The 26,404-nt window shown below is 58.3% G+C and carries 25 protein-coding genes, 4 pseudogenes and 1 other annotated feature; of the genes and pseudogenes, 16 read left to right on the top strand and 13 right to left on the bottom strand.

Going from position 1 to position 26,404, the window contains the following annotated elements:
• The first annotated feature begins 45 nt into the window (after positions 1-45).
• The 3 genes from QP027_RS12030 to QP027_RS12020 all read left to right on the top strand — a co-directional run bounded on the left by QP027_RS12030 (position 46) and on the right by QP027_RS12020 (position 3,173).
• Positions 46-795, top strand: coding sequence for a Crp/Fnr family transcriptional regulator (locus QP027_RS12030; RefSeq protein ID WP_284825105.1), 750 nt, complete (start codon positions 46-48; stop codon positions 793-795).
• A gap of 91 nt (positions 796-886) precedes the next feature.
• A complete protein-coding gene (locus QP027_RS12025; RefSeq protein ID WP_284825104.1) occupies positions 887-1,108 on the top strand; it encodes a heavy-metal-associated domain-containing protein in 222 nt (73 codons plus the stop codon).
• A 151-nt stretch (positions 1,109-1,259) separates the two neighbouring features.
• Positions 1,260-3,173 carry a heavy metal translocating P-type ATPase gene (locus QP027_RS12020; RefSeq protein ID WP_284825103.1) on the top strand — a complete coding sequence of 638 codons (1,914 nt, stop codon included), beginning with the start codon at positions 1,260-1,262 and terminating at the stop codon, positions 3,171-3,173.
• A gap of 145 nt (positions 3,174-3,318) precedes the next feature.
• On the opposite strand, the gene QP027_RS12015 is transcribed toward QP027_RS12020, so the two are convergent.
• The 4 genes from QP027_RS12015 to QP027_RS12000 all read right to left on the bottom strand — a co-directional run bounded on the left by QP027_RS12015 (position 3,319) and on the right by QP027_RS12000 (position 6,475).
• On the bottom strand, positions 3,319-3,534 hold the full coding sequence (locus QP027_RS12015; RefSeq protein ID WP_284825102.1) for an NUDIX hydrolase: 216 nt from the start codon (positions 3,532-3,534) through the stop codon (positions 3,319-3,321).
• Positions 3,535-3,646: 112 nt separating this feature from the next.
• A complete protein-coding gene (locus tag QP027_RS12010) occupies positions 3,647-4,492 on the bottom strand; it encodes an HAAS signaling domain-containing protein (RefSeq protein WP_284825101.1) in 846 nt (281 codons plus the stop codon).
• Positions 4,489-4,833: a PadR family transcriptional regulator gene (locus QP027_RS12005; protein WP_284825100.1), complete on the bottom strand. Its 345-nt coding sequence runs from the start codon at positions 4,831-4,833 to the stop codon at positions 4,489-4,491. Before QP027_RS12005 ends, QP027_RS12010 begins: the two co-directional genes overlap by 4 nt.
• Positions 4,834-4,960: 127 nt before the next feature.
• A complete protein-coding gene (locus QP027_RS12000; RefSeq protein ID WP_284825099.1) occupies positions 4,961-6,475 on the bottom strand; it encodes an SLC13 family permease in 1,515 nt (504 codons plus the stop codon).
• A gap of 186 nt (positions 6,476-6,661) precedes the next feature.
• On the opposite strand from QP027_RS12000, the gene QP027_RS11995 reads away from it, so the two are divergent.
• The 3 genes from QP027_RS11995 to QP027_RS11985 all read left to right on the top strand — a co-directional run bounded on the left by QP027_RS11995 (position 6,662) and on the right by QP027_RS11985 (position 9,248).
• Positions 6,662-7,096 (top strand): DUF2871 domain-containing protein, encoded by a 435-nt coding sequence (locus QP027_RS11995; RefSeq protein ID WP_284825098.1) that lies wholly within the window; start codon positions 6,662-6,664, stop codon positions 7,094-7,096.
• A 22-nt stretch (positions 7,097-7,118) separates the two neighbouring features.
• Positions 7,119-7,697 (top strand): pyridoxamine 5'-phosphate oxidase family protein, encoded by a 579-nt coding sequence (locus QP027_RS11990; RefSeq protein WP_284825097.1) that lies wholly within the window; start codon positions 7,119-7,121, stop codon positions 7,695-7,697.
• A gap of 120 nt (positions 7,698-7,817) precedes the next feature.
• Positions 7,818-9,248, top strand: a complete 1,431-nt coding sequence (locus tag QP027_RS11985; RefSeq protein ID WP_284825096.1) for an MFS transporter — start codon at positions 7,818-7,820, stop codon at positions 9,246-9,248.
• Here the strand turns inward: QP027_RS11985 and yidC are convergent.
• From yidC to QP027_RS11970, 3 genes are all read right to left on the bottom strand, one after another.
• Complete coding sequence (yidC, locus tag QP027_RS11980) at positions 9,245-10,519, bottom strand: membrane protein insertase YidC (protein WP_284825095.1); 1,275 nt, start codon at positions 10,517-10,519, stop codon at positions 9,245-9,247. The genes QP027_RS11985 and yidC overlap by 4 nt on opposite strands.
• Positions 10,520-10,685: 166 nt before the next feature.
• Positions 10,686-10,973: a hypothetical protein gene (locus QP027_RS11975; RefSeq protein WP_284825094.1), complete on the bottom strand. Its 288-nt coding sequence runs from the start codon at positions 10,971-10,973 to the stop codon at positions 10,686-10,688.
• Between the two features lie 276 nt (positions 10,974-11,249).
• The gene (locus QP027_RS11970) at positions 11,250-11,450 is read right to left on the bottom strand and encodes a hypothetical protein (protein WP_284825093.1); all 201 of its coding nucleotides are present in this window, start codon (positions 11,448-11,450) and stop codon (positions 11,250-11,252) included.
• A gap of 127 nt (positions 11,451-11,577) precedes the next feature.
• Here QP027_RS11970 and QP027_RS11965 point away from each other — a divergent pair.
• Both QP027_RS11965 and QP027_RS11960 read left to right on the top strand, forming a co-directional pair.
• A pseudogene (locus QP027_RS11965) lies at positions 11,578-12,292 on the top strand (IS6 family transposase).
• Positions 12,293-12,370: 78 nt separating this feature from the next.
• A pseudogene (locus QP027_RS11960) lies at positions 12,371-12,529 on the top strand (SulP family inorganic anion transporter); the annotation flags it as partial.
• Here QP027_RS11960 and QP027_RS11955 read toward each other — a convergent pair.
• A pseudogene (locus tag QP027_RS11955) lies at positions 12,526-12,900 on the bottom strand (NUDIX hydrolase); the annotation flags it as partial. The pseudogenes QP027_RS11960 and QP027_RS11955 overlap by 4 nt on opposite strands.
• Before the next feature lie 42 nt (positions 12,901-12,942).
• On the opposite strand from QP027_RS11955, the gene QP027_RS11950 reads away from it, so the two are divergent.
• From QP027_RS11950 to QP027_RS11930, 5 genes are all read left to right on the top strand, one after another.
• Positions 12,943-14,207, top strand: a protein-coding gene (locus QP027_RS11950) for an IS3 family transposase (RefSeq protein ID WP_284825092.1) whose coding sequence is annotated in 2 segments (ribosomal slippage) — positions 12,943-13,234 and positions 13,234-14,207 — 1,266 coding nt in all. Because the reading frame shifts where the segments join, the coding sequence is not laid out codon by codon here.
• Positions 13,233-13,364: a sequence feature (AL1L pseudoknot), on the top strand. It overlaps the preceding gene by 132 nt.
• 390 nt (positions 14,208-14,597) lie before the next feature.
• Positions 14,598-15,518, top strand: a complete 921-nt coding sequence (locus tag QP027_RS11945) for an ABC transporter ATP-binding protein (protein ID WP_284825091.1) — start codon at positions 14,598-14,600, stop codon at positions 15,516-15,518.
• Positions 15,519-15,548: 30 nt separating this feature from the next.
• Positions 15,549-16,355, top strand: coding sequence for an ABC transporter permease (locus QP027_RS11940; protein WP_284825090.1), 807 nt, complete (start codon positions 15,549-15,551; stop codon positions 16,353-16,355).
• Between the two features lie 17 nt (positions 16,356-16,372).
• The gene (locus QP027_RS11935) at positions 16,373-17,557 is read left to right on the top strand and encodes a sensor histidine kinase (protein ID WP_284825089.1); all 1,185 of its coding nucleotides are present in this window, start codon (positions 16,373-16,375) and stop codon (positions 17,555-17,557) included.
• Positions 17,554-18,177 (top strand): response regulator transcription factor, encoded by a 624-nt coding sequence (locus tag QP027_RS11930; RefSeq protein WP_284825088.1) that lies wholly within the window; start codon positions 17,554-17,556, stop codon positions 18,175-18,177. Before QP027_RS11935 ends, QP027_RS11930 begins: the two co-directional genes overlap by 4 nt.
• Positions 18,178-18,362: 185 nt before the next feature.
• On the opposite strand, the gene QP027_RS11925 is transcribed toward QP027_RS11930, so the two are convergent.
• Positions 18,363-19,376 carry an alkylhydroperoxidase domain protein gene (locus QP027_RS11925; protein ID WP_284825087.1) on the bottom strand — a complete coding sequence of 338 codons (1,014 nt, stop codon included), beginning with the start codon at positions 19,374-19,376 and terminating at the stop codon, positions 18,363-18,365.
• Positions 19,377-19,511: 135 nt separating this feature from the next.
• On the opposite strand from QP027_RS11925, the pseudogene QP027_RS11920 reads away from it, so the two are divergent.
• Positions 19,512-19,652, top strand: a pseudogene (locus tag QP027_RS11920) (IS1380 family transposase); the annotation flags it as partial.
• A 74-nt stretch (positions 19,653-19,726) separates the two neighbouring features.
• On the opposite strand, the gene QP027_RS11915 reads toward QP027_RS11920, so the two are convergent.
• Positions 19,727-20,341: an IS6 family transposase gene (locus tag QP027_RS11915; protein ID WP_432418596.1), complete on the bottom strand. Its 615-nt coding sequence runs from the start codon at positions 20,339-20,341 to the stop codon at positions 19,727-19,729.
• A gap of 74 nt (positions 20,342-20,415) precedes the next feature.
• On the opposite strand from QP027_RS11915, the gene QP027_RS11910 reads away from it, so the two are divergent.
• Positions 20,416-20,922: an aminotransferase class I/II-fold pyridoxal phosphate-dependent enzyme gene (locus tag QP027_RS11910; protein ID WP_284825086.1), complete on the top strand. Its 507-nt coding sequence runs from the start codon at positions 20,416-20,418 to the stop codon at positions 20,920-20,922.
• Between the two features lie 1,174 nt (positions 20,923-22,096).
• Here the strand turns inward: QP027_RS11910 and QP027_RS11905 are convergent.
• On the bottom strand, positions 22,097-22,378 hold the full coding sequence (locus QP027_RS11905; protein WP_284825085.1) for an antitoxin: 282 nt from the start codon (positions 22,376-22,378) through the stop codon (positions 22,097-22,099).
• Positions 22,379-22,876: 498 nt separating this feature from the next.
• Positions 22,877-23,491, bottom strand: coding sequence for an IS6 family transposase (locus QP027_RS11900; protein WP_432418596.1), 615 nt, complete (start codon positions 23,489-23,491; stop codon positions 22,877-22,879).
• 74 nt (positions 23,492-23,565) lie between these two features.
• On the opposite strand from QP027_RS11900, the gene QP027_RS11895 reads away from it, so the two are divergent.
• Positions 23,566-24,435, top strand: a complete 870-nt coding sequence (locus QP027_RS11895) for a hypothetical protein (RefSeq protein ID WP_284825084.1) — start codon at positions 23,566-23,568, stop codon at positions 24,433-24,435.
• 166 nt (positions 24,436-24,601) lie between these two features.
• On the opposite strand, the gene QP027_RS11890 is transcribed toward QP027_RS11895, so the two are convergent.
• Positions 24,602-26,323, bottom strand: coding sequence for a DUF5635 domain-containing protein (locus QP027_RS11890; RefSeq protein ID WP_284825083.1), 1,722 nt, complete (start codon positions 26,321-26,323; stop codon positions 24,602-24,604).
• Between the last annotated feature and the right edge of the window lie 81 nt (positions 26,324-26,404).

Raw genomic sequence — 26,404 nt, 5'->3', positions numbered from 1 at the left:
CTAGCGCGAGACGGCCCCGCGCCGAACATAGCTATCATGACAGACATGGCTCGAAACCCCGTCCGTCACAATTGCGCGCAACCACACCAGTGCTCCTTCGACGTGCGCATGAAGGTGCTGGCCCGCTCCCCGCTGACCAAGTACCTGACACCCGAGGAGCACCAGGCGCTGGACGCCCACCTCACCGCGTGGGCATGGGCAGAAGGCGACCCCATCATGATGACCGGCGAGGAAGTCACCGGCAGCTACATGATCGCGTCAGGGCGGGCCCGCATCACGCACGACACCAGCGACGGGCGCGAGCTCACCGTGGACATCGCGGTTCCCGGCGACCTCGTCGGCCCGCTCAGCACCGGCCCCGCGCCTGCGACCGAGACAGCGTGGGCGATGGAAACCACCTGTGCGCTGTATTTTTCCGGGGAGGCGCTGGGGACGATCGTCGAGAAGCATCCGCAGCTCGCTGTGTCCATCCTGTCGAAGCAGCAAACCCGCATCGCCCAGCTCACACAGCGCAAGGCGGGACTCGTGTCGCTGACGGTGGAGCAGCGCGTGGCCGCCGCCTTGCTGTATCTCGACGGCAAACTGGGCCAGAAACGGCGCGACGGTTCCAGCCTGTTGCAGGTGCGATTGCGTCGCGACGACATCGCGGGGCTGGCCGGGACCACCGTGGAGTCAGCATCGCGCGCGCTGACGAAAATGAAGAAGGAGGGGCTGATTGACTCGGGGCGGGAGTGGATTTCGCTCGTCGATAATGCTGCTTTGGAGCGCCTGGCCAGCGGATTGAGCGCTAATTGATCTAGGTCAAAGACCGAGCGCGGTTTCCTTCATAGTGTCAATCATGACAGCAGGCCACAGGGGCTCTGCGAATGAAAGGAAGGAAACCACAATGACCACCAACACCACTCTTCGTTCCGATGAATTTAGCTGCCCAAGCTGCGTATCCAAGATTGAGACCAAGCTCAATGGCCTTGATGGCGTGGACAACGCTGAGGTGAAGTTCTCCTCCGGACGCATCCTGGTCGACCACGACGCAGAGAAGGTCTCGGTGAAGGAGCTTGTCGACGCAGTCGCGGCCGTCGGCTACACCGCAAAGCCATCCGCTTACTAAACCCACTGCAGGCTCGAAGCCCGCTTAACGCATCGTCGCTAAGCGGGCTTTGTGCATGTCAGAGCTAATTTCGCGCTGATTGATCTGGGTCAAGGACTGCCTCGGCGCCAGGCCATAGCGTGTGAAGTGTCAGCAACTAGAACAGAAAGATGTGAAGAAAATGAAATCATGGCGAGTAGTGATAGTCTCAGGCTTGCTCATCGTGGCATCGTGGCTCACGCAAGGCAGGCTTTCCGACGCCCTCATGATCGCGGCCGCGGTTGTCGTCGGTTGGCAGATCGCGGTGTCGGCGATCCAGGCGCTGCGGATCAAGGTCATCTCGATAGACCTCTTAGTTATGGTGGCGGCCATCGGCGCGCTATTCCTGCAGAACTGGTGGGAATCCGCGGCGGTGACCTTCCTGTTCGCGCTGGGCAAGGCCCTGGAACGCGCGACGTTGAACAAGACCCGGAAGGCGCTGTCGGACCTAGTCGATGCGGCCCCTGAAACCGCGACAGTGCTTCGCGACGACGAGCCCGTGCAGGTGGAAATCTGGGAGCTGGTCCCCGGCGACATCGTGCTGGTGCGCAACGGCGAGCAGATCCCGGTAGACGGTCGAGTCGTGTCGGGCCGCGGTGGCGTGGACGAGGCAACCATTACCGGCGAATCCGTGCCGGCCGAAAAGGCCGAGGACTCCGAGGTTTTCGCAGGTACCTGGCTGCGTTCGGGAGTGCTGCGCGTGGAGGCAGTGGGCATTGGCGCGGACTCCACCCTGGCGAAAATCATCCGCCGCGTTGAGGACGCGCAAGATGACAAGGCGAAGACCCAGACGTTCTTGGAGAAGTTCTCCCAGTGGTACACCCCCGGCGTGATGGTCGCGGCCCTTTTGGTCGGCCTGATTACGCGAAACACCGAACTTGCGCTGACGCTTTTGGTCATCGCGTGCCCTGGCGCACTGGTGATCTCGATTCCGGTATCCATCGTCGCAGGCATCGGACGCGCAGCCAAGGACGGTGTGTTGATCAAGGGCGGCGAGTACCTGGAGACTTCGGCGAAGGTGGACGCGGTGGTCGTCGATAAGACTGGCACGTTGACCAACGGCACGCCAGTGCTTACCAACGTCGATGTGTTGGACCCGAGTTACTCCGCCGAGCAAGTACTGACGTTGGCGGCGCGCGCCGAGACCGCGTCCGAGCACCCGCTGGCCGAGGCGATCATCCGCGGTGCCGAGGACCGCGGACTGCAGGTGGACATGGTTGATTACGCCGAACCTGTGACCGGCAAGGGCATCCTTGCAGAGGTCGACGGTGTCTCGGTAACTGTGGGTTCCGCCGAACTACTCGAGGTTGCGCCTGATAATGCGCGCATCTTGGAGCTCAACGAGCAGGGCAAGACCGCAATGTATGTGGGTGTAAATGGTGCAGCTGTGGGCATCGTCGCCGTGGCGGACACCATCCGTGCCGATGCGCCTGCTGCCGTGGATGCGCTGCACAAGCGCGGGGTCAAGGTCATTATGGCGACCGGTGACGCCGAGCGCGTCGCCCGCAACGTGGCCGCTGAGCTGGGAGTTGACGAAGTCCGCGCCGAGTTGCTGCCCGAGGACAAACTGGACATCGTGAAGGAATTGCAGGGTCAAGGTCTCACCGTGGCCATGGTCGGCGACGGCGTCAACGACACCCCGGCGCTCGCCCAGGCCGACATCGGCGTGGCGATGGGTGCAGCTGGCTCCCCCGCCGCGATCGAAACCGCCGACATCGCGCTGATGGCCGACAAGCTGCCACGATTGCCATACGCGTTGAGTCTGGCTCAGCGTACCGTGCGCACCATGAAGGTCAACATCGGCATCGCGCTGTTCACCGTGGCTGTGCTGCTGGCCGGCGTGCTCCTGGGTGACGTCACCATGTCGATCGGCATGCTGGTCCACGAGGCATCGGTCCTGATCGTGATCGTGATCGCCATGTTGCTGCTGCGTCCGACGCTGCATGAGGAAGAGCCTGCGGGCGTTGGTGCCCGGGTGGCTGATGCGGAGGCGGCTGGCGCTGGGGCGGGCGCTGCGTCGGGCGCTGCGTCGGGCGCTGCGCGCTAACTTGGCAAACTGACCTTTACAGACCGACCTTTACCGAGTGGGCAATAGTCGCCCTCTTGGTAAAGGTCGGTCTGCAAAGGTCACTTTGGCGTTCGGGGGTCTCGCGGCGGCGGTGGTGCTGGTCAGACTGTAGCTCGCACTTTGGCTATTGCAGCAGGGGGAACACGAAATCGCGAAGAAGCGGAGCACGGGGCTGGTCAGGATGCACGGGAGCAACCCACGCGATTTGCTCGATTTCGGCGGCCGGTTGCTCAGTGACGTGCGAGGGGCTGCGAAAGACGGTCGCGATAATGTCGAAACCGGCCTCGTTCGCAGCGGAGGCATGGAACCGGACCGCGCTCTCTGTAATGATGTTCTCCATGCTCTCCTGCTTCTCCCCCCGCCAGACTGACCTTCGCAGACCGACCTTTACCATTGAACCGGATCCGGCCCACTCGGTAAAGGTCATTCTGCAGAGGTCAATGTGCGAGAAATTACGCCACACCTTCGCGGCGCCACACCGCGCGCAGCCCAGCGAAGATCGGAGCGGTGATCACAGCGACGGAGGCCACCAGCGACCCCAGGATCACACCGAGGGCGGTGTTGCCGGCGCGCTCGTCGCCACCAGCTTCAGCGACAGCGCCAGCGAGCTGACCAGTAGTGATACCCGCAGCGACGGAGGCCAGGGAGGCGGCGTTGAGGGAGTCCTCCCGGTCACCGCGCATAGCCGGGATCAGAGCAGCTGCGGTGGCGACAGCACTCACAAACAGGCTCAAGCTGAGTGCGTTCTTCGAGCATCTCGCTCCCTTAGGCGTACCGTCCATCGCCCACTGAGTGTGAACACTATCCGGCAATGAACGCCAACGACGCACCAGCATGCACCCCTGGGCGGCAGTCACCACAGCTGGTACCGCTTGAGCCGCTCGCAAAGCTGGCCGCGGAATGGAGGCAATGACGTCGTGGTCGATATCGTCGGGTTGGATCAGGCCGAGCTTCACCGCCACGGCTCCCCAGTTGATCGACCAGCCGATTCCTAGCTGGTGCGGTTGCAAGACTCGTGGGTCTTGTGGGTCCCACATCTTGCGGCGGGAGTCCCGAGAGAAGGCACCGAGCAGGTTCACGGGAACGAAACCCAAAAGCTGCGGCTCCCGGCGCTGGATCCCCGCCGCGACCTCGGCGGCGTAAACCTCCGGGGCGCCCAGTTCATCGGTGAGATTCGTGTCCGTGGCGAGGAGGTCGTCGATAAGCGAGCGGTGCTCAGCGACAATACTGTCGATCTGGCGACGTGGCATACGCTGCTCGCGCAGGGCTGCAGCAATGGCTTCGAGATAGCGGTTCATGGTGTGCGCCTTTCGGGGTGCAGGAGGGCGAGCATGTCCTCGGTGATTTGTTGGAAGTCGGAGGCGAGTTGGTCGCGCATCGCTCGGCCTTGCGGGGTAAGCGAGTAGTACTTGCGTGGCGGGCCTTTGGGCGATTCCTCCCAGCGGCTTGTGACCAGCTCTTTTGTGGTGAGTCGCGTGAGTAGCGGGTAAACGGTTCCGGACGGGGCGGCGAGGCCGGGGTAGCTGGAAAGTCGCTCGAGGAGCTCGGCGCCGTAGAGTTCTTCGCGGTCAAGCAGGGTGAGGATCGCTAATTCGATCGCACCTTTGCGCAGCTGGGTGGGCGGCTTCTTGGGGGCCATGGCACCTCCTAGGTACTTTGCATTACAAGGTACATGCTACACCGCGGTACATGGTATTGCAATGTACGTAATCGCGAACGAACCGTCGTCGCCTGAGCCCGAGCTTGGCGACGACAGCGGCCCCAAACTAGATAGACACTCCAAACACCAGCGGCACCAGGGTGTACATCACGATCATGATCAGGACCAAAGCCACCAGATTCATCCATACGCCTGCGCGCACCATCTGCTTGATGGTGATGTCACCAGAACCAAACGCCACTGCGTTGGACGGGGTTGCCACTGGGAGCATGAACGCCGAACAGACGGAGAGAGTCACCACGATCGTCATGACCAACGGGTCAATGCCCACGCCGACAGCAACTGCACCGAAGATCGGGAAGAACGCAGCCGCGGTTGCGGTGTTGGAGGTCAGTTCCGTCAAGGCGAGGCTGACCACCATGACGATGAGGATGATTGCCCAGGCTGGCAGGTTCGCAAGGCCAGCAACCTGCTCACCCACCCATTCGGAAAATCCGGTCTGAGTGAACATTGCCGACAGCGACAGACCACCGCCGAACAGGAGCAGCAGCCCCCACGGGACTTCCTTGGCATCTGGCCACTGCAGCAGGCGTGAGTACGCGCGCTCGCCACCAGTTTCACCATTCGGAACGATGAAGCACAAGATAGCTGCGGCAACGGCGATCTGTGCGTCGGAGAGGCTAGCTAGCCACGGCACGTACTCCGCCACGACGGGAATCTCACTAATGAACGGCACAACTACCCAGAAGATGATCGCCGCCGAGAAGACCGCTGCAACCCGCTTTTCGGCAGTGCTCATCGGTCCCAGCTTGGCGATTTCATTAGCGATGAGCTGCTTGCCACCTGGGATTTCATCCACCTCAGGGCGGTACACAAACTTGGTTAACACCAGCCAAGCCAACACAACCATGACGATCGCCCACGGCACGCCGACGAGCATCCAACGGCCGAAAGAAAGATCGAAGTCGTATGTTTCCAGCAAGAACGCCTTCATCAGCGCCATCGGGGGCTGCCCAATCGGAGTTGCAGTGGAGCCAATGGTCACGCCGTATGCCACGCCGAGCAGCAGAGACGCGGCAAACTTTGTGCCCCCGGCGTCTTTATCAACCGAACGCACTAGGTGCAGAATCGATGAGGCGATCGGAACCATGATCACGGCGGTCGCAGTGTTGGACACCCAGGCAGAAATGAACGCCGAGGCAATCATCAGTCCGAGCACGATCTGGGAAGGCTTTGTACCCACCAACCGCACCGTCAGAAGCGCGATGCGGATGTGCAGGTTGGATTTTTCCGTTGCCAATCCCAGTAGGACACCGCCTAGGACGAGAAAGATGACGGAGTTCGCATAGGGACTGGCCACCTCCTGCAGTGTTCCCATACCGAAGAGTGGAAACAGCACAATCGGCAGCAAAGAGGTCACAGGGATGGGTACCGGCTCGGTGATCCACCACAGCGCCATCCATAGTGCGCAAGCGGCTACTGCTTTGCCCGGAGTTTCGAGGGTGTCGGGGAGGAGGAAGAAAAGGCCCAGCCCCAGCAGCGGACCCAGCAGCATCGGAATGAGCTGATTTTTCCTCGGTGGCGTTTCGGGATGAGCTTGAGAACTCGTAGTCGTCGTCATAGCGGCTCCAGGATGGTTCGGAAAATTCTAACAAGCATAAGTTCCAGACAATATTCCCGGCAATAACTCGTGGGCAGGCCACCTTTAGTTCCACCCCGAAACACAAACCAATCAACCGTTCGGCTGACCGAAAAGCCAACCTGCCAGCCGATGTGAAACAAAACCGCAGATCATAGGCTTAAGGCTATGGTCAAGAACTTCTATGCTCCCTTGTCGTACATGGTCCTCGGGCTGCTCGCAGGCCTATTTTTCCGCGAGTACACCAAGAGAAACGACTTCCCACTCGATGATTTCTCCCAACTCAACGTCCTGCACACCCACCTGCTCACGCTGGGATTCATTGTGTTCCTCATCGTGTTGCTACTGGACGCGGTCTTCCACCTCTCCGGCCGCAAATCCTTTGCCGTCTTCTTCTGGACCTACAACATCGGCGTACTCACCACTGTCACCATGATGCTGATCCACGGCATGGTCACCGTCCAGGGCACCCCCGAGTCAGACATCTCCCCCGCCATCTCCGGCATCGCGGGTTTGGGCCACATCTTCATCACCATCGGACTCATGGCGTTTTTCGTCGCATTCAAGCCCGCGGTCGCAGAAAAGATGGCTAGCATGAACTAAAACCACCGGAGGAGGCCCCGCCATGGAAGACATCACCTATGAGCAGTTGGCTTACGACGAGCACGTACGCCGCCGTCAGAACACGCTTAGCACAACGCTTCCCACCAGGCAGGGGCCATTCGAATTTGATCCCCGCGACCTGAAACAGATCAAGGGCGCCGATTCATTCTTCCTTTCCACTGTCACCGGAAGTGGCTGGCCATACATCCAGCACCGGGGCGGGCCAGCGGGATTCGTCAAGCAGCTCAGCCCGACCACGCTTGCCTGGGCCGAGCTACGCGGAAACAACCAGTATGTGACCACCGGAAACCTCGACCGCGACGGCCGCGTCGCCATGTTCTTTATCGACTATCCCACCCGTCGCCGCCTGAAGGTGTTCGGGCATGCGCGAATCGTCGAGGATGATCCCGAGCTGCTGCGCTCTCTGACGGATCAGCCTTCGCGACGTGCGATCGTCGTCAGTGTTACCGCTACGGACAAGAACTGCGTGAAGCATATCCAGCCACGTTGGACCAAAGACACTATCGACGAGCGCCTGGTCCCTTATATCGAAGAAATCCGCGAATTGAAGGCGCGGATCAAGGAGTTGGAGGGCCAGTAGTTTCGAGTTGCGCACTTGCACCCCCAGTGCAGCTTTGGGCACTTCCCTAGTTTCACACACAAGACAATCCCGATTGAATGTGTCTGGTATCACAAATCACATTCACTCAAGGAGCGCACTATGTCCACCGCCTTAGAGCAGACCCCCAACCAGACTTGGGCGTCCGGCGCACACCGACGCACCATCTATTTGGTGCTAGCAATCGTCGGCATCTCGATCCTCTTCGATGGATACGACCTCGTGGTCTACGGTGCCGTTCTGTCCACGCTTCTCGACGACCCCTCCCACATCGGTGAGCTCTCCCCTGCAGTGGCGGGCACCCTAGGATCATGGGCGATGATAGGCGTGATGATCGGTGCCCTCGGCGCAGGTGCTGTGGGCGACCGCCTTGGTCGTCGTAAAGTAATGATCGTCGCAATCATCTGGTTCTCCCTGGGCATGGCAGCGACCGCGATGTCCACCTCGATCTTCGCGTTCGGCGCGCTGCGCTTTGTCACCGGCCTTGGTGTGGGCGTTATTGTCGCTACCGGCGGTGCTGTCATCGCGGAGTTCGCGCCGGCGAACCGCAAGAACTTGTTCAACGCGATCGTTTACTCGGGCGTTCCTGCAGGTGGCGTGATGGCGTCGCTGCTCGCCCTCGTGCTCGAGGACGCCATCGGCTGGCGCGGACTCTTCATGATCGGCGCATCCCCACTGCTCTTCCTCTTGCCACTGGCGCTGGTCGCACTGCCGGAATCCCCCCGCTGGCTCATGAGCCGCGGCCGTGCCGACGAAGCTGCCTCTACCTGCGAGCGCTTCGGCCTGCCAAAGGCGCAGTTCATGTCCGAACCAGTCGCGGCTTTGAAAGAAGAAACCAACTCCAAGCAAGCAGCTGACTTGAACAAGAGTGGCTTTGCCGGCATCTTCTCCCGCTCCTACCTGCCGGGCACCATTTTGATTGGCACTATGTCCTTCATCGGCCTGTTGTCCACCTACGGACTGAACACCTGGCTGCCGAAGATCATGCAGGCCAACGGTGCTTCCGCGCATGACTCCTTGTACTCTCTGCTTGCCTTGAACGGCGGCGCGGTACTCGGTGGCCTGTTCGCGTCCTGGATCGCTGACAAGATCGGTGCGAAGGCCGTGATTACCTCGACGTTTGGTCTGGCGGCGCTGTCCTTGGCGATCCTTCCGCAATTCAACACCGTCGCCCCGATGTATCTTCCGATTGCACTCGCAGGTATCGGCGTATTAGGCACCCAGGTGCTCACCTACGGCCTGACCTCGAACTACTTCGGCACCGCATCCCGCGCGGCCGGCGTGGCATGGTGCGCAGGTTTCGGACGCCTCGGCGGCATCGTCGGCCCACTGGTCGGCGGCCTGATCTTGGGCGCTGGCCTCGGCCCAACCTACGCGTTCTACATCTTCGCCGGCGCTGCGCTGATCGGCGCGATCTGCACCGCAATCATCCCGCGCTCCCCGGCGGCGGCGACCATAGTGTCCTCCTCCGAGGCGCTGACCCAGGAAGAGCGCGCACAGGCGCTCGCCGAAGCGAAGGCTGTCGCAGGCTAGAGTCGCCAAGTCGGCGGAACCGCTGGCACCTCAAGACGTTGCTTGCGCGGAATCACCTTCGCAACCCCGGTGCGCACCGGCTTGATTACCTTCATGACCTTCGCCAACACCCGCATGTACAGCGGGATTGGCGAAGGTTTTGGTCTGTGTTTACCCCGCCTGTGCTTCCCCGCGTTGCTTGCCCGCTGGATCTTCCTCGCCATCCGCAGCTGCGACTGGCGCTTCGCAATCGCCTTGTCCCGCGCGGCCTGCTGCTCAGCCACGGCGGCCAGTGTCTCCTCGTACTCGGTGAGCTCTTTGCGCAAATGCCATGCTTGACGACGACTCTTCGCGCGACGGATCTCCCGCCGATAACGTTTGATTCGTCGTAAAGCCCGCTCATGACGGGCCCGTTCCTGGGCAAGTTCGCGGCGGTCCGCCAGCCTCTTCCGCTTGTGCTCAGCGCCCTCCGGATAGCGCGCGCGCAGAATGACCAGGATGATGGTGGATTGGGTAAGCGTCCACAAGTTGTTGGTAAACCAGTACACGATCAGCGCTAGAGGCACCGGGCCGTGCAGACCGAGCCACAGCAAAAACCCCGGCACGATCAGGGACATGGCCAGGATGAATTTGAATCCGCGGCGGGCTATCTTCGATTCCCAATCCATCGTGTTGTAGCTATTGACCAGCGAGACGATCATATTCACGGCTGTAAACGAGACGGCTAGGACAAGAAGCGGGACCATAAAGTCGCGCGCCGCGCTAGCGGAGACACCAAGCCGGCTGAGTTCCGAGTCCGACATCGCCAAATACACGGGGATGGGGATGCCGTTGAAAGTTGACTGCTGAAACTGCTCAACGTCGGTGGCGCTCAAGATTCCGACGCCGCTGGCAAGGCGCTCCTGGTCGGGGCGGGCGATCCACAAAATCAGGCGGTACAGGCCGATCATGATGGGGATCTGAATTAGCGGAGGGATACAACCCGCGAGCGGTGTGTACCCATACTTCTGGTGAATTGCCTTCTTACCGTCCTCAAGAGCAAACACATCTCCTGGCTGGACAGACTCGCCGTACTGCTTCTCCAGCGCGGCTATCTCCGGGCGCATCAGCACCGACCGACGAGCCGAAAGACGCTGCCGCCACGCAATAGGCACGATCACACCACGCACGGTGACTACCAGCAAAACGATGGACGCAACCCAGGATTGAACCGCATCGATTCGCAACACACCGGCAAGAACGAGGTGCCACAGCTTCAAGACGAGAGAGACAAGGAAGACAAGAAGTTCCACTCGACTGATCCTTATTGTCGGACCGAATGCGCTAGGCTAGTAACGCATTGTCCATGAGATGCGCACAACCTCCCGCGTGCTGGCAGGCACAAACGGGAGGATTCAAGAAGTCTGAACGGAGACCTCTTTAGTGCAAAGTTGCCTTTGGGACAGCTTTGGGACAGCTTTAGGACAATGCTGCGAAGAGGCCTTCGAGGTCTGTCAGCAGGCTTGCGAACTCGTCGACTCCCTCGACACCGCAGTCGCCGCCTGGGCAGTCCTCGACTGGTGCGTAATTGTCAGCTGGTGCGTAGTTGTCAGCTGGTGCGTAGTTGTCAGCTGGTGCGTAGTTGTCAGCTGGTGCGGTTCCGCCGCAATCGCCGCCTGGTGCGGTTCCGCCGCCACCGCAGTTGCCGCCTGGCGCGTATGGGTTGGTTGGGGTGGTTCCTGGGCAAGCAGCTGTAGTTGCGTCCATGGTTTTCTCCTTCAAGTGGGTGTGGCTAAAGTCACGGGACTTTAGCAACTGACTGATGTTCGTGCCTGGCTCTGTGTGCCTGACGAACAAAAGCGTATCACCTGAATTTTGGCTTAATTTTGATTAAGTTTCTATCACACGACTTTCCCAGCTCGTTACATAAGTAGATTCGCATGCACCCTGAACCAGCCCAGCACGCCTGCGAAACATTGACGATAGCCCCAGTACCGCTCAATGCTTCTTTCAAATAACGAATAAGATTCTCTTACGCTTTTATTAGATAGAGTGATCCGAATTTGCCCGACGGCGCTCGGCCTGCCGGTCCTGGCCCATGCGATACACGGCTACAAGAATTAGCGCGACGCCAACAATCCCGAAGATCCAACCGAGCAAGCTCTCCAACATCAGCGCCGCGACGGTATTGAGCGCCAGCCCACAGACAACCAACGTCATGTTTTGCGATTTCCGGTCTTCCATAGTTAACCATCCTTAATGACAAGTTTCCTTTACATGACTCAATGTAAAGGACAGTTGCCATCTAGTCAATAGGGGTGCTGTTGCAAAGTTGGGGCAGTAGGAAGAGCGACGTGAAATAATCACAGCCATGGGTATCTTCTCCGGTCGTCATTTCCCCCGTGACATCATTCTGTGGGCAGTGCGGTGGTACTGCCGCTACGGGTGAGCTGACCTAAGATCTGGAGGAAATGGTGACTTCAGCGGGGCGTGCCGGTCGATCACACCACGATTCTCACCGCTGGGTCCAGAAATACGCCCCTGAGCTGGACAAGCGAACTCGGTGGTACCGGCTGGTACCTGACTGGCAGGCCAGTTCCTGGCGGGTGGATGAGACCTATATCCGGGTCGGCGGAAAGTGGTGCTATCTCTATCGGGCGATCACCGCCGGTGGGTATACCCTGGATTTTTACCTCTCCCCGAAGCGTAACGTCGCGGCAGCGAAGCGTTTCCTGGCCAAGGCCCTCAGATCCAATGCGTCAGCCGGGTATCCCAGAGTGATCAACACCGATAAAACACCCTCCCGAGCCAGGGCAATCGCCGAGTTGAAATCGGAGGGGATCTGCCCGCCAACAGTGGAACACCGGCAGGTGAAATACCTCAATAACGTGCTGGAAGGTGACCACGGTCGATTAAAGCGGATCCTCGGGCCGAAAGGTGCATTTAAGAACAGGACGTCTGCATATCGGACGTTGAAAGGGATGGAAGCGATGCATTCATTACGGAAAGGGCAGGGCACGATGTTTGCCTACGGGCAACCGAACCCGGATGCGGTGATCGTCAACCGGGTGTTCGAGACGGCCTGAGAACGCCCACACGCAGCGGCCATCAGGGAATGAGAAACTGAGTCTTCGCTGCTCTCCGCCCAACTTTGCAACAGCACCGACATGATGATAGCCGAGATTTGGGATGCCTCCACCGTGGCGACTTTGGATTCGATCATCCAGAAGTTCCAAGACAAGGGAAAGACAGTAGAAATCATTGGCCTGGATGGGCCGAGCGAGCAACGCCTCCAGCAGCTATCCGGCAAGCTCGGGGGCTAATCGAGCAGCGGAAACACATGATCGCGGAGCAACGGAGCCAACGGCTGTTCAGGGCGAGTAGGATTCACCCACGCGAGCTGCTCAATCTCTGCAGCTGGCTGCGGAGTAACGTGCGCCGCACAGGTGAATACCGTCGCGGCGATGTCGAAGCCGACTTCGTTGGCGGCGGAAGCCTGGAAATTGCCAAGCAATTCGAGCTGGTCAGGCGCCAGGACCACTCCGATTTCCTCACTGACCTCGCGGAGTGCGGCAGACAGCGCGTCTTCGCCTAGTTCTGGCTTTCCGCCAGGGAACATGAACTTCTCCGTGCCTCGCTTGCGCACAGTGAGAACTCGGCCGATCTCATCGCGGAAGACAACTGAGGCGGCCTGGGTTGGTCGGAGACTAGGTTTTACCCTAGGAGGACGATCAGCATGGCACGACCCAGCAAGTACGACACCGCCACCCAACAACGCGCGGTACGCATGTACTTCGAACGTCTCGAAGACGGCGACATCTCCAAAGCAGCCGCCCGCCGAGAAATCGGCGAACTACTCGGCGTAAAGGAATCCACCCTGCGCAACTGGGTCCGAAAACAAGAACAACAGGAACAAGCACCCCAGCCCGGCTCCCTGTCCTACGAGCAGCTCCAGGCTGCCTACGAGGAGCAGGCCAAGGAAGTCGCCAAACTGCGACGAGCCAATGACATCCTCAAGACGGCGTCAGCTTTTTTCGCCCAGGCGGAGCTCGACCGCAAACTTCGGTAGTCGTGGATTTCATCCGCACCTACCGGAACCGCTTCGGGGTCGAGTCAATCTGCGAGACCTTGACTGCCCACGGCATCGCGATTGCCCCGAGCACCTTTTACGCCCACCAGTCCCGCGGCTTCGGCCCCACCGACGCCGAGTTGGATGAGGCCTACGCCGCCCACCGCATCTACCGATTGTGGGAGGACAACCGCAAGGTCTATGGCCGGCGCAAGCTCTGGAAAGCAGCCATCCGTGACGGCATGCTTATTGGTCGTGACCAGGTGGAACGACTGATGAAGATCACCGGTATTCGTGGTGTGTCCCGCGGGATGCACCGCAAGAAGACGACCGTGGCCAATCCTGCGCACCGCCGGCACCCAGACCTGGTGGACCGTCGGTGGACCTACCCCTGGCATCCGGATCAGTGGTGGATCGCGGACTTCACCTACGCCTGGACCAGGGAGGGCTTTTGTTACGTCGCCTTCATCGTCGACGCCTACTCGCGGCAGGTCCTCGGCTGGGTGGTCACCACCGTCATGGACACCAGGATGGTGCTCATGGCCCTGGAACACGCGTTGTTCAGCCGCAGACGCACCCGCATGGATTTCACCGCCACCGGCATCGTTCACCATTCGGACGCTGGGGTCCAGTACACGTCGCTGGCGTTTACCGACGCGCTGGCAGACGCCGGACTCCAGGGCTCGATCGGCTCGGTCGGTGATGCCTTGGACAACGCGATGATGGAGTCGACGATCGGACTGTACAAAACTGAGCTCATCGACCTCGACCCCGCACGCACATGGAGGGATGCCCGGGAGATCGAAACGGAAACGGCATCCTGGATCTATTGGTATAATCACCAGCGTCTGCACTCGTCGATCGGTGACGTTCCCCCGATCGAATACGAGCAGGACTACGAGGACATCAACACCGCACGAAAAGCCCAGTAAGGCTTTTGCCCGTAGTCTCCACAAAACTCAGGCCGATTCACAACCGCGCTCACTGTGATGATGTTATCCATGCTCACCCTCTCCCGCGCCAAACTAACCTTTGCAGATTAACCTTTACCGGGTGGGCCAAAACCGGCCACCCGGTAAAGGTTAATCTGCAAAGGTCGATCTGCGAATGAGATAGGGCGTGTCTCCTAAAGTACTCGGCCAGGTGGTAATCGCGCGCAGGACCACCGCATTAAACGCTAGGAGCCGACCGGATAGACGGTGGCTGCAGTCCAGAGTCGCGGGGCATATGACATTTGTCCTTGCCAGACTGTGACATTAGATTGCGAAGCTCCTGACATATTGCACTACCTGCGACGTTGATCTCTCGGCAGTATGAGTGCCATGAATAACTCACCGATAATAAATGTCCACGGACTTACCCACACCTACGGCAGCGGAGATAAGGCCTACACAGCTGTCACCGACGCATCGTTCACGGTTGCTCGAGGAGAGGTCTTTGGCCTGTTGGGGACCAACGGTGCTGGAAAGACCACCACACTCGAGATTTTGGAAGGCCTCACTGCCCCAACCAGCGGCGAGGTCACCATCTTGGGTGCCGATCCTCTTGCTGACCGCAAAACTCTGCGCCCCTACCTCGGCATCATGCTGCAATCTGGTGGACTGCCCACTGAGCTGACGACTCGCCAAACACTACAGATGTGGGCGGGTACCTGTGCTGCTCCGTTAAGCATCGACGAAGTGCTCGCCGATGTTGACCTTTCCCACCGCGCCGACGTCAAGGTTGGTCAGATGTCCGGTGGTGAACAACGGCGCCTCGACCTCGCCTGCGCTCTCGTCGGGGACCCTCGCGTTCTCTTTCTCGACGAACCGACCACCGGCCTCGACCCAGAATCACGCCGCAACGTCTGGTCGCTCCTCGAACGGCTCAAATCCCGGGGCGTGACCATGATGCTGACCACCCATTACTTGGAGGAAGCAGAGCGACTCTGCGATCGTGTTGCCATCATGCACGGCGGAGAGATTGTTGTGGCCGGCACGACTCCAGAGATCGTCGCGTCGGCAAGCAGTGAAATCACCGCAGTGCTCCCACCGAACCATCCGCCACTGCCGGACTTGACCGGAGCCCATACCACTCTCGACGGCACACACTTGACTATTTCGACTGACCGAATTCAGCACCACACTGCGGAGCTGCTGGGTTGGGCAGATGACCATAACCTCGAACTCGGTCGCTTTACCGCCAGTACCGCCAGCCTCGAATCGGTGTTCTTGTCTATCGCCGACCGTACCGCCCTGCAATAACAACGCAGATTCGAATCCAAGGAGAATGTCATGAACACCACTACAACCTACTCTCACGTCGATAAACGCCCCGAGAATGCGCCACCACGCCGGGGCAGCTCCGCCCGCCGTATTCGCGCATTGATCGTTGCCGAACTGCGTCAATTCCTCGCCAACCGCACCCTCTTGTTTATGGCTGTGCTGCCACTGCTCATGTCATTTGTTTTGTATGCGCTCATCAGTCGGCAAACGAACGAGACCACTGGGCTACAAAACACCCTCAGCGATGTGCTGATCCCATTTGTCCTTCTTTTCGTGCAGTTCTATCCGGTCATCTCTGCGGCAACCACCCGGCGTGATGAGAAAGTGCTCAAACGTCTGCGCACTGGGGAGTCCCGCGACCATGAAATCCTGGGCGCCCTTGCGGTTCCCGGAACGATTTTGTCGCTACTGACCATCGCTGCCTACAGCGTGTTCGTGATAATCGACGGCGCACCTTCCATCGATAATCTTTTCCTACTAGTTGCAGCTGTCCTGCTCGGGCTCGTAGTGTCCGCGACCGCAGGATTGATCACGGCTTCATTCACCAAGAATGCTGAAGCTGCCCAGATGACCTCGATGCCAGTATTCCTTATCGCTCTGCTCGCAATGCCGGGACTGCGCAGATTGTTCCCCGACAAAGTCATCGAGGTCATCGAATACACCCCGTTCGCATTGGTCTACGATCTAGCGTTGGCTTCGTGGCTGGACGCACCAACCCTCACCGCAGCGCTCAGTGATCTTGGGGTGCTCACCGCGTGGGCGATAGTTCTCGTATGGTGCGCGACCTGCTACTTTAAGTGGGAAACAAACCGCTAGAAGGTACCCCTGCAAATATGGACCTGTTTACTTTGCGCCATTGGAATGAGCTCGACTCCGCCGAACAGTACATCGCTTATTCAAGGTATTCGGTGCTTTTTACTGCCGTTCCAGCGCTCATGTTTGTCTCGGCAGTGGCGCTTGTTCAAGTAGCAGTCGCGCACGAGCTGAGCGCCTTCCTGATTCTTTCCACAATCGCCGCACTGCTGGTGGTGGGCATAACGACCACCTGGGCGGTGGCGGTGCATCCAGCGTTCAATTCGATACCTAGGCGCTCTGCCGGCACGGCTCAGAAGGTCTTGGTCGCGGTGCAGGCCGTCACAGCCGGGGTTCCTTTAGTAGTTATTTTGCTGGTTGACTTGTCAGACGCAACCAGAGTTGCTTTGGCTACAGTCGTGCTGTGTGGGGTGGGGTCGGTGGCACTGCTCCCGTGGTCGTTGACACGGGTCCGATGGGCGGTCGCCGTTGGGGCAGGACTTTTAGCAGGCTGGGCCGCTGAAGTAACGGGCGGAAGCTGGTTCGTCGGGCTCTTCTTCGCCAGCCTAACCGTGCTGACCGCCCTGACAGTGTGGACCATTCGTCTTTTTCGTGAGATCGAACGAGCTCGAGCCACTGAAGCCCAGTTGAAAGTCGCCGAGGAACGGCTGCGTTTTGCACAAGAACTCCACGACACACTCGGTCAGCACTTGGCTGCAATGAGCATAAAAGCAGAACTCGCCCGAGCGCTTGTAGCGCGCGGGGACGAGCGCGCAGATGATGAGCTCTCCGAACTGCAGAAGCTAGCGAAACTCTCAGCCACAGAAATGCACGAAGTGGTCACCGGTTACCGGAAGGTCAATCTCGCGACCGAAGTGGCCGGCATGGAAGCATTGCTTGCCGATGCCAACATTGCTCTCACCATCCGCGGCGATGTATCGACAGTACCCGATGAGGACCGGAATCTCACCGCCTGGTTCGTGCGGGAAGCAGCGACGAACATTGTCAAGCATTCCAACGCTCGTCATGCCACGCTGACGCTGAAACCGGGGAGCGTCACGATGGTGAATGACGGAGCTCCGAATTCCATTGGTCCGCAGCGAGGACTGGACTCACTGCGTCGCCGCGCCACGCGAGAAGGATCCAGCATTCATCTGGAGCATAATGCCGACACGTTCCGAGTGCGGTTGGAATTCGAAGATCGATCGAGAAAGGAAGTGCGATGATCCACGTCGCTGTCTGCGATGACGAATCACTCGTGGCAAGCTCGTTGTCGACACTGTTGTCCCTGGAAAGTGACCTGGAAATCGCGGTGGTCGCTGGCTCTGGCGAAGAATTAATCGCCTGGTGGAAGAAAGCAATGGCCACCGGTGCCTCACGTGCCGATGTGGTAGTGATGGATCTCAATCTCGGTGGCATTGACGGAATAGACACAACCAGGCAACTACTCGCTCTCGATTCCGCACCGCATGTACTCGTTGTCACCAGCCACGCCCGACCCCGGGCGTTAAAACGTGCACTCGCCGCTGGTGCGCGGGGTTTTTTGCCAAAAACCTCATCGGCTGCGGATTTTGCCGCCGCCATCCGGACGGTGCATGCCGGTCGTCGGCACATTGATGCTGACATCGCTGCGCAGGCAATCTCCTTGGGGGAATCGCCGCTTACCCCGCGGGAGGAAGAAGTTCTCAAGGCTGCCGGTACCGGCGGCACAGTTGAGGACATTGCTGCTCAGGTACATCTGGCGGCAGGTACGACGCGCAACTATCTGTCATCTGCAATGGGAAAGGTTGACGCTGCTAATCGTTTCGAGGCGTTTCAACGCGCCCGCGAACTGGGTTGGATCTAGGGCATGTCTCCCAAAACCTTGGGCCGCGTGAGCACGGGTGATCGAGGCTCCGCGGAGACGTTTCAGTCGATTTTTCCTTCCGCATCAGCCACAGTCAGCAGTTTGGTCAAGACGCGAAACTGACTCGTGGTGCCACTCACCGATCCAGTATCGCACCACCAGCCCACTTATTTAGGAAACGCGATCTAGTACGTCGCGTGCCCCAGTGACAGCATCAATCGGTTCGCCCAGTTGAAAAACGCAGTGGCATACAGGTGATCGAGTAGCTCAGCATCATCGAAACCGACAGAATGCAGCTTGCCGACGACCACCTGGTCGTACTCCATCGGTGTCCTCGTGAGAGCTCGGGTCGCATCGCGCAAAGCGTTCCACCGCGCAGTGCCCAAGTCAATGTCAGCACCATCGAAGATGAGACGGTCTAGGATCTCCGAGTCCGCGCCTTCTTCCTTAGCGCGCTGTTGATGCACCGACGCGCAGTAGGGGCAACCGTTGAGGCGCGAAGTGATTGTTGCCGCTAGTTCACGTTCGGCACGCGAAAGCCCGCCCTGGATGTTGTAGAAAATATCCAGGTCAGTCAGCGTGCGTGCTTTCAACGCCTGCGGGTTGCGCACAAGCAAACGGAAGTACGGCATGTTTGCGCGCTCGGGTTTGATCAGTGCTTCATGATGTTCTGCTGTCAGTTCAGACTTTTTCAAGTCTTTGACCCAAGGTTTCCACCCCAGCTGCGCAGTAGAGAATTCGTGAGGAGTGGTGATGATTGGGCCACGGCCGCCCGTCGACGCAACATCAAGTCCGCCGATGGTTTGAATTCCATGCACAACGCGGAGTTGGAAGGAAAGAAAGCTGATGAGTTGCGCCAGGGTGACGATCTCGTTTTCGTCGAAAAGCTCAAGCAGGGCGCCGACATCGGCCGCAGTGGCGTCGGCAGGTCGCAGGACCAACAGGTCAGCGAACTTGATGGCGGCATCCTTACGTGCTGGATCGGTCGCGGGGTCTTCTTCCGCAAGCTCTGCGTAGAAGTCAACAGCGGTGTCGTGCAATCTGGCCACGTGTTCGGCCACGGCGTAGCGTTCGGGAAGGGCGTTGGGGTCGTCGAAAAGCACGTCGAAGGAGCGCTGGGCGTTCGCCTTTGCATTGGGGCGTGCCTCGCGAATGGTGGCGAACTGGTTGTTGGTTAGAAGATCAATAATGTCGGTCATAAGAGTCCTTTAGCCCGGATCCACCGATGTAGTTCGGGTTCCAGCGGCGTGGGAATAAAAGAAATGCTCTTCTGATCTGGGAAAATACGACTTGTCTAAGGTCCGTATCCCACATCAAGAAAGAGCATCTCGTAGATGCAACTATCTCACACTCCCGCTGCGGTGTCAGCATCATTCGATGACCCGAACCTCGTGTCCGCATCCGGTCTGGTTCCGGTCATGCGGCTGGCCGATAAGGCCGGTCTATCCACCCTGGCACAAGACCGGTTGAGGGTGCTGTTGCAAAGTTGGGCGGAGAGCAGCGAAGACTCAGTTTCTCATTCCCTGATGGCCGCTGCGCGTGGGCGTTCTCAGGCAGCCTCGAACACCCGGCTGACGATCACCGCATCCGGGTTCGGTTGCCCGTAGGCAAACATCGTGCCCTGCCCTTTCCGTAATGAATGCATCGCTTCCATCCCTTTCAACGTCCGGTAGGCGGAAATTCGGTTTTTGAACGCTCCCTTCGGCCCCAGGATTCTTTTAAGTCGGCCATGATCTCCCTCGAGAACGTTGTTCAGGTATTTCACCTGCCGGTGCTCCACCGTCTGAGGGCAGATTCCCTCCGCCTTCAGCTCGGATATTGCCTTGGCCAGAGCTGGTGCCTTGTCGGTGTTGATGACCCGCGGGGACCCGGCTGACGCATTGGATCTGAGGGCCTTGGCCAGGAAACGCTTCGCTGCCGCAACGTTACGCTTCGGGGAGAGGTAAAAGTCCAGGGTATACCCACCGGCGGTGATCGCCCGATAGAGATAGCACCACTTTCCGCCGACCCGGATATAGGTCTCATCCACCCGCCAGGAACTGGCCTGCCAGTCAGGTACCAGCCGGTACCACCGAGTTCGCTTGTCCAGCTCAGGGGCGTATTTCTGGACCCAGCGGTGAGAATCGTGGTGTGATCGACCGGCACGCCCCGCTGAAGTCATCATTTCCTCCAGATCGCGGTAGCTCACCCGTAGCGGCAGTACCACCGCACTGCCCACAGAATGATGTCACGGGGGAAATGACGACCGGAGAAGATACCCATGGCTGTGATTATTTCACGTCGCTCTTCCTACTGCCCCAACTTTGCAACAGCATCGGTGGGTTTGTATGCTATGCCGAACCGGTCGCTGCGCTACTGCGTAACCAGTCTCGGTCTTATGTCTATTCGACATCAAATGCTGCTTCTATCATGGCAGCTACTGGCGAAGCTCTTCGTGTCATTGATGACGAGCCAGTCATTGGTGATGCACTTCGCTGTAATGAGCAGAGGTTGAGGGAAAAGATCGGTGTGCCTGGTAATGGGCCAATTATCCCTGTTCACATAGGGTCTGAAAAACATGCAACTATAGTCTCGGACAAGCTTCGACAGAGAGGCTTTCATGTTCCAGCGATTCGTTATCCTACGGTCCGTCGTAATGAGGCGATTCTGCGAGTAACTGTGATGGCTACTCACACTAAAGAGCACATTGATCGCCTTAGTGTTGCGATACAGGAAGTGAAAGACAGTCTTGGATTTGCTGACTAAATACTGCAATTCGCTCAGGTGAATGAGGGTGTATTTGCGGTGGTCACAAGGATTCCTAAAGCGCTCATTTTATAGCCTTGCTGTTGGTATGGATTGCCACTCCATTAATGGGTGATCAAGCACCTCTATGGATTCAGTGGGTGTACTAGTGCAGCGTCTCTTGATGCCATGGTGATTGAATCACGCAGAGAGCCCCAAGATACTTTGGATATGAAAATGCTTAATTACTTGCGAACTCAGCAAATAGTGTCAAAAATCCGTATGCACCATAAAACCGGACCGAGCGATCCCATGCTGTGGGTTCCAGATGCTTGCTGTGGAGCGATCGTGGATTATAGGTGTGGTGTCCCGGAATTTTATTCCTACATTGAAGAAAAACTACCGTTCATCCGATTTAGAAAGCGCACAACCCGGGCCCCATCGTCCGGTGGGATGTCCCGGGTTTTACTTCTCCGCAACACGCATGCTGTGGAGCTCTGATGACATTATGACACGTTGTGCATCGCTAACTGCTTGTTGAGAGCTTGTTAACTGTCTGACTCTTTTTTATTTCACGAATTTTTCGAAAGGCGATGAAGGTGATCACTAGCCAATTTACGGCAAGCACTACGGTCATGAACGAAAACTCGAAAGCAAGAATTCCCCCCAAAGCTATACAAGCTAATATAAAGCTCGTAACCGCCAAGGACATTTCTTTTTTCTGTTGTGTCAACATACCACCCTACCGACCCTTAATGAAATAAAACTTCCTCAAAGAATAACGCTGAGGTTCGCTTTGGTCTTACTTGCCGATCTGAGCGCATTCATACGCAGTCAGGCCTGCAGCGCCGCCTGCTATCAGGATCGCTGGCCAAGCAGTAGCGCCACCCGTCAATGGAATGCTTGCAATTGCGCCGATAGTACCAACTGTACCATTAGGAGAAGGCCCTACGGGCCTTAAACGAACACGGGCGGGGAGACGGCGCGAAAAGCGACGAATGCAGCGACAGCACGAGGACGTGACAGGAAACGTCGGGAACGAAAATAAAGGGGGACAAGAACGCCGTAGGCGTTCGCGTCAGCGCCTCAACACAGACACGCCGTCAGCATCTCCCGCGATGCCGCGCGCACCACACAACGAACGGTGCCGATACCGAATGCACGCGCGTGACGCGTCGCCTCTGATGTCGTGCGGCTACTCCTGGACGCCGTCGGCGAAGCGACGCGTGGAGTAGTTTTCCGCGTCCTCACTCGCACGTGCTGATGTCTTCAACACGTTCACAAGTGCACGCTGTTGGCGACTGTCCAACGCGTCCCACTCGTCAACGAGGACGGCAACAATCCGCGCATGCGCGCGCTCGCCGGAACTCAACGACTCGTCGGACGGGTCAACGCGCGGGACTCCCGTGTCCCGAAGCAAAGCATCAATGTTCGCAGTAAAGTCACGGCCCCAGCAAAAGAATTTAGATAGCGTCATCGCCGACTCAAATGTGTCCGCCGAAAAGTCGCGCAGCGTGATCCTCTGCCCCCGCGCTCGCACCCGCTGACGCCTCTAGCACGTCCCGAAGGCAATCGGAACCAACGCGCAGAACGCCAGAAACGCGAGGGCACCACCGAGCACCTGCGTCGCACGGATCAGCCTAGGGTAACCGAAATCGTTCGGTCTAAGAGACCAGGACATCACACCTGCCCCCAACACAAAAAGGAGCACCACCGTGCGGATCGTATGCCACGTGGACTCCCACCAAGAAGGTCCCTCAGAAGGAGCCTCCGTATAGAAAACTTGGGCCAGTACTAGCGAGTCAAAAAGGTATTCCATGCGTACATACTCGCAGAGGGGTGTGCACACGCACCGAGACCGCAGACGCACCGGTGACACCACGCGCACAACACAACGGGTGCTGTTGCAAACTTCAGGCGGAGAGCCGTGACGACCCAGTCTTCATCCTCTGATGCTCGCTGCGGGTCGGCGTTCTCAGGCAGCCTCGAACACCCGGCTGACGATCACCGCATCCGGGTTCGGTTGCCCGTAGGCAAACATCGTGCCCTGCCCTTTCCGTAATGAATGCATCGCTTCCATCCCTTTCAACGTCCGGTAGGCGGAAATTCGGTTTTTGAACGCTCCCTTCGGCCCCAGGATTCTTTTAAGTCGGCCATGATCTCCCTCGAGAACGTTGTTCAGGTATTTCACCTGCCGGTGCTCCACCGTCTGAGGGCAGATTCCCTCCGCCTTCAGCTCGGATATTGCCTTGGCCAGAGCTGGTGCCTTGTCGGTGTTGATGACCCGCGGGGACCCGGCTGACGCATTGGATCTGAGGGCCTTGGCCAGGAAACGCTTCGCTGCCGCAACGTTACGCTTCGGGGAGAGGTAAAAGTCCAGGGTATACCCACCGGCGGTGATCGCCCGATAGAGATAGCACCACTTTCCGCCGACCCGGATATAGGTCTCATCCACCCGCCAGGAACTGGCCTGCCAGTCAGGTACCAGCCGGTACCACCGAGTTCGCTTGTCCAGCTCAGGGGCGTATTTCTGGACCCAGCGGTGAGAATCGTGGTGTGATCGACCGGCACGCCCCGCTGAAGTCATCATTTCCTCCAGATCGCGGTAGCTCACCCGTAGCGGCAGTACCTGCGCACTGCCCACAGAATGATGTCACGGGGGAAATGACGACCGGAGAAGATACCCATGGCTGTGATTATTTCACGCCGGTCTTTCTACTGCCCCAACTTTGCAACAGCATCGTTCTCGGCCAGGAAGACCAACGCCCACCAGAGGTATCAATGTCCGAGGAGCAGTTGAACTTCTTGGAAACTCGCCTGAACTCCTGGACCGATTTGAACAAGCAGGTCCTGATCCTGTCGCACTTCCCACTGGGCGAAACCACCGGCGGTACCTACCAGCCGCAGTACTCCACTCACCACCAACACAACGATCGCCTGACCACCTTGATGGGCGACTTCCCTAACGCCGTCTGGGTCTCGGGCCACACCCACTACCCTGCCGAAGCTGGCGACGCCTACATGCAAAAGCGCGTTCCTGGTGGCCACCCTGACGGTTTCTGGAACATCAACACCGTTGACATGCACAACGGCTGGGATGCCGAGGGCGAGAACACCGAGACCGCAACCGAGATTGTCACCGGCGACGACAACTACGGCACCAACCTGGATGCGTACGATGATCGCCTCGTGTTCACCATGTACGACTTCGGCGCAGTCGCCGAAGGCGACGCGGACCAGATCCTCGACGAAGTTCGCACTCTCACCATTCCGAACCCGCTCTACACAGGTGAAGTCCTGGACGGCGAAGCAGCCCCCCTGCCAACCACCGACGCACCAGAAACTCCTGTTGAGACTGAAGAGCCTGAAACGCCTGAGGAGCCAACCGAAGAGCCAGAAGCAGGCTCGAGCGAAAACTCTGGCCTCATCGGTGGTCTTGTTGGGGGCATCGTCGGCGCCCTGATCACCATTCTCGCAATGATGGCCGCACCAGCTGCCCTCATCGAGCAGCTCCGCGCCCTGACCCGCCTCTAGTTTCCCGCTTATCGACGATCCCTGCGGCCAGTTCGTGCGCTTCGGGGTCGGCATTCGCACAGAGACGGCCGTTAATCGCCAATTCCCTCAGCATTTCTCATCCACTGTGAGATTAGGCACCCCTCTAATCTCACAGTGATTCGTCGAAAAGCGAAAAGTTGGCGAATTAGGGTTGAGCCGTCTCGTACCGTGACGATCTTCCCTTGCCTTTAGGCACCAAGTCTCCTGCAGCTACGAGGTTGTCCAGTATCTTCTTTGCAGTTCCTCGGGCCATCCCGCTCAACGTCATGAGGTCGCCCGTGGTAATCCCCGAATTCTCTGCCAACCACAACTTGATCGTCGAGTAAGCAGCGTCCTCATCTGTCCCGCGGTATGCGACAAGCGGAGTGACCAGGTCATGATCCTGCTCGAGGATCTCAAGCACCTTTTCGCCGAGCAACCACGCATCGCCAAAGCGTTGCAAAAATGGTGCACCACGCACAACCGTTTGCAGCGCGACCTGCAGAGCGACTCGCGCAGCTTCTTCAGAAGATTGCAGAGCACGAGCTAGCGATGAAATCGTAAGAAAAGGCTTATGAAGCAGCTGATGCAAAATGATGCTCAACCGATAGTCATCCCTGCGTTCGGCCGGCCGCACCGCGTCCATCACTTCTAAAACAGGCCGTTTCGGCTGTCCACCGACCAAGGTGACGTGTACATAGGGACCCGCAACCTCTTCAATCACCGGTACCGTATGCCCGAGACTAATCATGGCGCGATACATTCGATCTACCCCAACACCTTGCTTATCGACGAGCCCTACTGCCCGAAACAAGTCCGCGAGAGCAGGGTATCTAGCTTCTCGCTGGCTCAAGATATTGTGCTCGTTAACTTCGCCGATGAAGCCACCCGGACTGCGCACCTCAAGCATGGAATCAGCATCCGTCCATCTCACGTCTGTCGGAGCCATCAAATTCCAATCCCGGTGGATGACACCGTTGAGAATTGCTTCGCGCACGGCTGTTTGCGGAATGCGGTCAATCTGCCGATGGCTCAGCCCCGTTTCCACAGTGATCTTTGTATTCATAATGGCTAACGCAGACTCGACGGCATCAATTTGTTCGACGAGTGACAATTCCTTAGCGGGCTGAACGCGGTTGAGAACTTGACCGCTGGGCACATTGAACTGAGTGAGCTCAACTGCGACTCGTCCCAACGATGTGAAAAGTAACGCTGCCGCCTCCGACAGGTGTCCATCACTTCGCAAGGCACCTAATTCACGAAGGAAGTCCATGTCAGTGATGTCTTCAACGCCGCGCCACCGACGAGCGATCCCTAATGCCCCTGGACGAACATCGGCTGCCGTCTTTGTTGATGCTGATGCCAGCGGATCGTAGCCACGCACAGTATCCCGATGCTGCCACCATTCGGATCGGTCTACTTCTACGCATCTATCGCTTACCCTCCATCGCAACCTGCCTGAAGTATCTTCAACAGGTTCCGAGGATTCTGCTACATAGATGGCCAGTACGCGCAGCCCCTCAACGGAATAGTCTTGAATGCTGGGGGCAACGCCAACGCCGGAATGGATTCGTTGCCGAAGCTTTTCGATATCTAACTCAGTACCGATGACCCTCCCGGTTTTGTCCTCCACTCCGACAATCAGCACGCCGCCGCCAGGAGAGTTGGCCATGCACGCAACTTCATCAGCAAGCTTTGTGGCAGCTACCTGGTTATCAGGTTGGCCGGGAAGCAGATCTCTCCCTTGACGACGTCCCGCTTCTTCTTTGAAATCGATCGCCTCAGACTCCGTCGTCATTTGGAGTGCTCCATTGGAGGAAGTCTTGAGAATATCGTCGACCATTTGCTCCAACTGACGACGACGCTCCAGTCCACGCTGCACGACCATTCAACCACTGCCTTCGAAATGTTAGTTTAGGGACTCCCTTAATCTAACACTCAATTGACAAAAATCGATTTATCGACAGAT

The sequence above is a fragment of the Corynebacterium breve genome, from assembly GCF_030252165.1.
Taxonomy (GTDB): domain Bacteria; phylum Actinomycetota; class Actinomycetes; order Mycobacteriales; family Mycobacteriaceae; genus Corynebacterium; species Corynebacterium breve.
Note: the sequence above shows the minus strand (reverse complement) of the source record. Positions and strands in the feature narration are given on the sequence as shown.